The sequence below is a fragment of the Polaromonas sp. P1_E1_2 genome (assembly GCF_056406035.1).
The window spans coordinates 1-1,671 of record NZ_JBFUAZ010000767.1; the positions used below are offsets into that span (position 1 = coordinate 1).

1 protein-coding gene and 1 pseudogene are annotated in these 1,671 nt (G+C 57.5%); one reads left to right on the forward strand and one right to left on the reverse strand.

All coding sequences use genetic code 11. The features are described 5' to 3' along the window. Window positions 1–278 precede the first annotated feature (278 nt). Window positions 279–1,088, reverse strand: a complete 810-nt coding sequence (locus AC1D1P_RS22665; protein WP_477674539.1) for a GntR family transcriptional regulator — start codon at window positions 1,086–1,088, stop codon at window positions 279–281. 291 nt (window positions 1,089–1,379) lie between these two features. On the opposite strand from AC1D1P_RS22665, the pseudogene AC1D1P_RS22670 reads away from it, so the two are divergent. Beyond that, window positions 1,380–1,671 (forward strand): annotated as a pseudogene (locus tag AC1D1P_RS22670) (ABC transporter substrate-binding protein); the annotation flags it as partial.

Below are 1,671 nucleotides of genomic sequence, written 5' to 3' on the forward strand. Positions count from 1 at the left end.
GTCTTGGTGCTCCTTTCATGACGTGGTAATTAACAATTTGTCGGACACAATGTTGACAAATTGTTGAATAACAGCGACGAACAAACAGAGTTACTCGTGCTGTGGCTTCTTTATCCTGGCTCGGCCGAAGTCGAAGCCTTGCTAGCGTATCAGCGCCAGATAATCGTCGGCCTCACGTGACTAATATCCTGCGGCGGACGTTCCTTGGCGTTCTCCATTAACTTAGCAGCATCCCCTCAGTGCACAGTTGGGCGTGTTTACGACTTCAGCGGAATTCATCACGATGGACGCCCATTTCGCGAAAGTGGCGAGCGCAAGAAAGTGTCATCGAAAGAATCCAGGCTGCAGTCGAGCAACGTTGGGGCAACCTCGCGCTCCAGGACGTCAAACATGCTCTCGACGAAGTCCATGAGGTCGTCTGACGCTGCAATCGCGGTGTCCACCTGCCCTTTGGCAACGGCATCGATCACGGCGATATGGCCGTCTACGGTGCGTTGCAGCTTGACGCTGTGGGCCGTTTGCATGTGATAGATCCAGCCGATGCGCCGGAAGATGGTGTGCAGGGGCCGCAAAGTGCTTTCGACGAAGGGCTCATTGGCCGCCGCCAGGAAAAGCTGGTCGATGCGCCTGTCGATCACGTTGAATTGCTCGATTGTCATCTCGCCGCCGTGCTCAACCAGCTGGCGGCGGATATGCAGCATCTGGTTGCGCTGGGAGGCCCCCGAGCGTTCTGTGGCCAGCCGGATGACAAAGCGTTCGATATCGCGCCGCAGGCGCAGCAGCACCCGTTCCCGGGTCAGGTCGATCGGGGCGATCTGGATGCCGTGGCGCGGCGTAACGATGAGCAGCGTGTCAGCCGCCAGTCGGCTGACGGCTTGGTGAACCGGCGTGCGGCCAAATCCCACGAGCGCCTGGAGATCATGAGTTGCCAGGAATCGGCCGGGCCGGAGTTCGCAGCAGATCAGCAATTCTTCGATCCGCTCGTAAGCCTGGTCGGAAAGGTTGACCTGACTGCGACGGCGAGGCGCCTCCTCCGCAGGGGCATTGGCTGCAACCAGTTGGGGACGAGGGCGGGAGGGCGAAGCCATAGTGCTCTTTCAAATACATGGGGTCCATTCGTGCATCTATCGCACACCTCATGGAAAGGAAAGCATACCCTGATATTCCATGAGTGGCGCAGGGATTTTTCCTTCATTTTCTAGGCTGGCGGAGGCGTGCCGAAAAAAGGAAGAGCTCCAATAATTATTCGGGTAAACCACGAGAATCTTTGTGAAATATCACAGTATTCTTCGTTTGTGCCTTGCTAATCGGCCACGGAAACCGTGCGCCACTTCCAACAACACTCGCGGTCCGACGTGTCCGCATTTATGGAGACATGCATGAAAAAACTGTCAAGCCTTTCAGCTGGTGTGGTGGCGCTTGCGGGCGCTCTCGTCATAGGTGGCATGCCGGTGGCTGCCGGTGCTCAAACGAAGGAGACGTTGACCTTTGCGGCTGTCACGTTCAGCGAGGCCGGCCGCGGCGAGCGTCTCAAGGCCTGGGTTGAGAAGTTCAACAAGAGCCAGGCTACCGCCGAAATCCAACCCATAGCCATTCCTTTCGGGAGCTTTGCCAAGACAGTTTTCACGCAAATGGGCGGCGGCGCGGGGCCCGATCTCGTGCGCATGGACG